Annotated in this window: 1 protein-coding gene; it reads left to right on the forward strand. The window is 55.2% G+C overall.

All coding sequences use genetic code 11. The features are described 5' to 3' along the window. Positions 1-25 precede the first annotated feature (25 nt). On the forward strand, positions 26-259 hold a 234-nt coding region (locus tag MXD62_RS08965; protein WP_308301217.1), incomplete at its 3' end, for a PfkB family carbohydrate kinase.

Below are 259 nucleotides of genomic sequence, written 5' to 3' on the forward strand. Positions count from 1 at the left end.
CGTGAGTCGCAGACACATTACAGTGGTGGGGAGCTACGTGGTCGATTTGATGAGCCGGACTCCGCACATGCCGAAACCCGGGGAAACCGTACTGGGAGGACCGTTCCGCATGGGCCCTGGAGGAAAAGGCGGCAATCAGGCGGTCGCCGCAGCCAGACAAGGCTCACATGTCTATATGGTAACAAAGGAGGGCGAAGATCAATTTGGGAGTGACGCCCTGCAGAATTTCACCAAGGAAAAGATTGATACGTCCTATGTT

Source organism: Frankia sp. Mgl5 (genome assembly GCF_023242985.1).
Taxonomy (GTDB): domain Bacteria; phylum Actinomycetota; class Actinomycetes; order Frankiales; family Frankiaceae; genus Parafrankia; species Parafrankia soli.